Below are 4,367 nucleotides of genomic sequence, written 5' to 3'. Positions count from 1 at the left end.
CGTAGGCCGCGGCGATGGCGTCGGCCAGGGTCTCGGCGGCGGCGGGCGCGGCGACGACAGCCAGACCCGCGGCGGTGAGGATCACGGCCAGCGGACGGCCGCGAAGATGCTTCGACATTCGATACCCTTCGATCTTCACGTCGGTCGGAGACGGCTCAGAGCTATCCAGCGAGCCTATCGGTAACCGTCTTTCATCTTTGCTATCGTCACCGGCGGTTTCGGGGATGTTTCAGAAGCTATTCAGAAGGCGAAACCGTGTTCCGCCTCGAAACCGGCCAGGACCGGCGGGGTTGCATCGAACAACTCACGGCGCCCGACCCCGTCCTCGGCGCGCAGGTAGAGGCAGGCCTTTCCGACCGGCCCGTCGCGCTCGACGAGGCCGAGACGACCGCTCGGCGACAGGGCCGAAAGCCACGACTTGGGCGCACGGGCGACGGCGCCCTCCACCACGATCAGGTCGAACTCCCCGCCGGGGGTCCCCGACAGGTCGCCGCCCTCGACGCGGGTCACCGTCAGGCCCATGTCCTCAAGCACCGCGGCGGCATAGGGGGCCGCAATCGCCAGGGCGCGTTCGCCAGGCATCGGCCGCAGTTCCTGCAGCAGCTTGGAGACGTCGCGCGGCTTCAGGAGGTAGCGGCCCGGCGCGTATTCGACCTCGATGTCGGCATAGGCCAGATAGCTGCGTTCGGCCGGTACATACTGCTCACGCGGCAGCGCCCGCATGGCGTCATGGATGCGCACGTCGGTGACGTCCTGCGTGCGCACCTGGCTCTCCACCATGTTCAGGCGGGCGGCGGCGAGGTCGGCCATGGGTCCTCTGATCCTCAAGAATGACGCGGGCTTATATGGCTGCGCCGCACCTCAAGGCAATGCGCAGCGCAGGACAGGCGTTGCCGGGGCGGGGGCGTTCTGTTAGCCATCGCCCTCCCCCGGCTGGCCTGATGGCGGAGTGGTGACGCAGCGGACTGCAAATCCGTGCACCCGGGTTCGATTCCCGGTCAGGCCTCCAACACCTCACATTCGCGACTACGAGGCGCCGCGCTGGCCGACGCGAGCCGTGCCGTCGGGGAATTTCTCCATTTCGACCTGGCCGCCCTCCGGCACGACCCCGAGGTCATATTCGGCGGCCGGCGCGATCAGCCACGTCCGACGGCCGGCGACGGCGAGGACCGTCACCGCGGAAGCCCAGGTGTTGGCTGCGACCGACTTCAGCGTGTGAAAAACCGCCGGGCTGCGCCAGGCGGCAGGATTGTCCGGATCGCAATGGGCGATGATCCGACCGCCCTGATCGCCGGACACCATCACCTTGACCTTGTCGGGACGCAGCGCCTCGGGAAACCGCGGGTCGACAAGCCACTGGCAGGCGAAATCAGCGCATTCGCCGGGACGTTTTTCGTAGATCGTGCAGCCCCGGCCCGGCTTGCAGTGCGCGCACCAGCGCCCGGCGGGCTTTTCCAGGGCGCCGATGCCGAGCACCTTGCAGCAGAAGGTGCAGGAGCCACAGGTTCGGCCTTGGGCGGGGATCATGCCCTTAATTACCGCGAGTCGAAGACCGACGGGCGGTGGTGCGAAAAGGGTCGCGGCCGAGACCGATTTGGCTCCTTGAGAGGATAGAGCCGAAGCTTCACAGGACCCACGCTCCCCCATCATCTGGAAGCTGACGACCATGACGCCGATCCTGGCGCTGCCGCAGGACCATAGCCTGCGGCGCAGCCTGACCGAGGAGATGCACCTGCGGCGGATGCCGGCCTTCTCGGCCCCGGCGCGCCTGTTGCAACTGGTCATGCACTCGGGCGAAGGCCATGCCGACGACGACCGGGCGTGCGCCGACGCACTCTGCGATCGGCTCGGCGCGCCGCGCCCGGGCCCCGGCCGGTTCATCAGCGTCGCGGCTGGCGGCTATGCCTTCGTCTGGGAGCGGCACACCGAGTTCAGCACCTACACCTTCGTGCGCGAGGGCGCGTTCGGCGCGCCGTTCGGGGTCGAGCCCTGGGCGGGCCTGCCAGGCGATCTGATCGCCGCCCTGCCCGGCCAGTTGATCCGCGCGACCCAGATCGCCGTCCGCGGCCGGGACGAGCCGGCGCCGACGGAGGCCGAGGTCGCGTCCCTGTTCGCGGCCGAGGAGTGCGTGGTCTGCGACGTCGACGATGGCGCGGCGCGGATCTGGTCGGACTTCCGCCTGCACGAGGACGGTTTCGGCCGACTCCTGATCCAGGACCTGTCGCTGAGCGGCGGCGAAACCTCGCGGCTCGTCCAACGGCTGCAAGAGGTGGGCGCCTATCGCAACATGGCGCTGCTCGGCCTGCCCGTCGCCCAGGCGCTGACGCCGGCGGTGACGCGCCTGGAGAGCGATCTTGCGCGGCTGGCTCAGGACGTGGCCTCGGGCGTCGAGGACGAGGCGGCGCTCGAGGAACTCGCCGCACTGTCGGCGGAACTGGCCCGGCTCAGCGCCGAAACGCGCTACCGAATGAGCGCGACCCGCGCCTATGCCCAGCTCAGCCTCGACCGGCTGCACGGCCTGGCCCCGGCGCGGGTGGCGGGCCGGCAGTCGCTCGCCGACTTCACCGAACGGCGACTGCTGCCGGCGCTGCGCACCTGCCAGTCGTTTTCCGAACGCCTCGATGACCTTTCGCAGCGAGCGGCCTGGATCAGCGGGCTGCTGAGGACGCGGATCGAGACGGCCCTCGCCCGTCAGAGCCGAGACCTGCTGGCCTCGATGAACCTGCGCACCAACCTTCAGCTACGCCTGCAGGAGACCGTCGAGGGCCTGTCGGTGGTGGCCATCAGCTACTACGCGGTCGGCCTGATCGGCTACGTCGTCAAGCCGCTGGCGCACGGCCGGATCGATCCGGCCTGGCTGACCGCGATCGCGGCCCCGGTCGTCGCGGTCGGGGTCTGGCTGGCCCTGCGGCGGGTGCGGCGTCGACTGCAGGACGCCGAGGGCTGACCCCCCTATTTCGCCAGGTGCAGGTTGGCGATCTGGCGCGCGATGGCCTGGAACACCTTGTCGAGCTCCGAGGCGTTGCGGACGTCGTAGTAGTGGTCGGCCGAGGTGGCGCAGTCCTCAAGCAAACCGCTGTCGCCATCCTCGACGCGGATAGCGTAGATCTCGATGTCCACGCCGGGCGCCTTCATCGCGGAGCAGAGCTTGCTCAGGCGGTCGTCGAGCGCCGCCTTGCGTGTGCCGGCCGAGCCGGTGGTCAGCGCCGCGCCGTTCTTCTTAAGGACCCTGCCCTGCCAGATGTAGCCGGTTCCTGAGTAAGGGCTCTCGTTGTGGTTCTCGGACTTGACGGCGGAGATGGTGTTGTCGCCGTCGGTCATCAGCACGACGACCTTGCGCAGCTTTGCGGTCCCGTAGTCGCCGCCGTCGGCGAACGGGGCGTTGGGCGACAGGCTGTGCCAGGCCCAGACCAGACCCAGCGGGATGTTGGTCGAGCCTTCGGCGTTCAGGTTGTCGATCGCCGAGCGCAGGCCTCTGAAGTCCGTGCCGAGGCGGCGGATGGGGCGCAGGCTGCAGCCCTTGTTGGGGCCGCGGTCCGTTCCGAGGTTCGAGGTCCTGACGTATTTGGCGATCGCCCCCTGGCGGGCCTTCCAGTGGGTCGCGACGGGATCGGTCAGGTAGTTGTTCTCGTAGTCGTCGCTGTCGGGCTCGTCGGGCCAGAAGTAGGGCGTGAAGAGCCGCGGACCGCCGGTCGGGGCGGCGTCGGAGATGTCGAAGGGCGCGCGGCGGCTTTCGACGCAGCCGGCCCAGCTGGTTCCGAGGTTGGCGAGCAGGTCGAAGCGGTTGGCGTGCTGGGCGCCCGAGGAGCCGGTGGTGAAGATCTGGTCGTTGATCGGCGAAGAGCCGTCCTGGTCCAGCCAGGACTCGTAGCGGTAGGTCGTGCCGACGTTCACCGTGTGGGAGAACGGGACCAGGGCGATACGGACGGCGTCAGGCTCGGTTGAGCGGGCGGCGGCCTGCTCCATGAAGGTGACGAAGTTCTTGGCGGCGGTCTTCAGGCGCGAAAGCTTGGGGCTGCCGTTCTGGACCATGGAGCCGGTGTTATCGAGCACCAGGGCGATCTCGAGCCGGACGTCGGCCCGGACGACTTCTGCGTCGGCGGCGACGGTGACGTGGTCGGAGGAGATCAACTCGCCGACGAGGGGCTCGAAGCTCACCGAAGCCGAGGCCAGGACCCGGCCCTGATCACCGTAGCGGAACGTGGAGCCGGCGAGGTCGAAGGTCCGAGAGAGCCGGAGATTCTGGCGCAGGTAGCGTTCGCCGACGGTCTGGAGCTCGGCGTCGGTGCGGGCGCTGGAGCGGGCGGCGGCCAGGGCGGCGGAGTCGAGGGCGTCCTGCAGCTGGACCTTGCCGCTGACGGCGCTGG

Annotated in this window: 4 protein-coding genes and 1 tRNA gene; 2 read left to right on the top strand and 3 right to left on the bottom strand. The window is 69.1% G+C overall.

Annotation, left to right across the window (positions count from 1 at the left end):
- Positions 1–240: 240 nt before the first annotated feature.
- Positions 241–810: a protein-L-isoaspartate O-methyltransferase gene (locus tag ACILRF_RS14810; RefSeq protein WP_395674221.1), complete on the bottom strand. Its 570-nt coding sequence runs from the start codon at positions 808–810 to the stop codon at positions 241–243.
- 125 nt (positions 811–935) lie between these two features.
- Between ACILRF_RS14810 and ACILRF_RS14805 the strand changes: the two genes are divergently transcribed.
- Positions 936–1,009: transfer RNA gene (locus ACILRF_RS14805), tRNA-Cys, on the top strand.
- A 17-nt stretch (positions 1,010–1,026) separates the two neighbouring features.
- Here ACILRF_RS14805 and ACILRF_RS14800 read toward each other — a convergent pair.
- Positions 1,027–1,668 carry a hypothetical protein gene (locus ACILRF_RS14800; RefSeq protein ID WP_395674219.1) on the bottom strand — a complete coding sequence of 214 codons (642 nt, stop codon included), beginning with the start codon at positions 1,666–1,668 and terminating at the stop codon, positions 1,027–1,029.
- On the opposite strand from ACILRF_RS14800, the gene ACILRF_RS14795 reads away from it, so the two are divergent.
- A complete protein-coding gene (locus ACILRF_RS14795) occupies positions 1,667–2,947 on the top strand; it encodes a DUF3422 family protein (protein WP_395674217.1) in 1,281 nt (426 codons plus the stop codon). The two genes, ACILRF_RS14800 and ACILRF_RS14795, sit on opposite strands and share 2 nt — an antisense overlap.
- 5 nt (positions 2,948–2,952) lie before the next feature.
- On the opposite strand, the gene ACILRF_RS14790 is transcribed toward ACILRF_RS14795, so the two are convergent.
- The coding region (locus ACILRF_RS14790; RefSeq protein ID WP_395674215.1) for a pilus assembly protein TadG at positions 2,953–4,367 on the bottom strand (1,415 nt) is incomplete at its 5' end.

The sequence above is a fragment of the Phenylobacterium sp. genome, assembly GCF_044236515.1.
In the GTDB taxonomy this organism is placed as follows: domain Bacteria; phylum Pseudomonadota; class Alphaproteobacteria; order Caulobacterales; family Caulobacteraceae; genus Phenylobacterium.
Note: the sequence above shows the minus strand (reverse complement) of the source record. Positions and strands in the feature narration are given on the sequence as shown.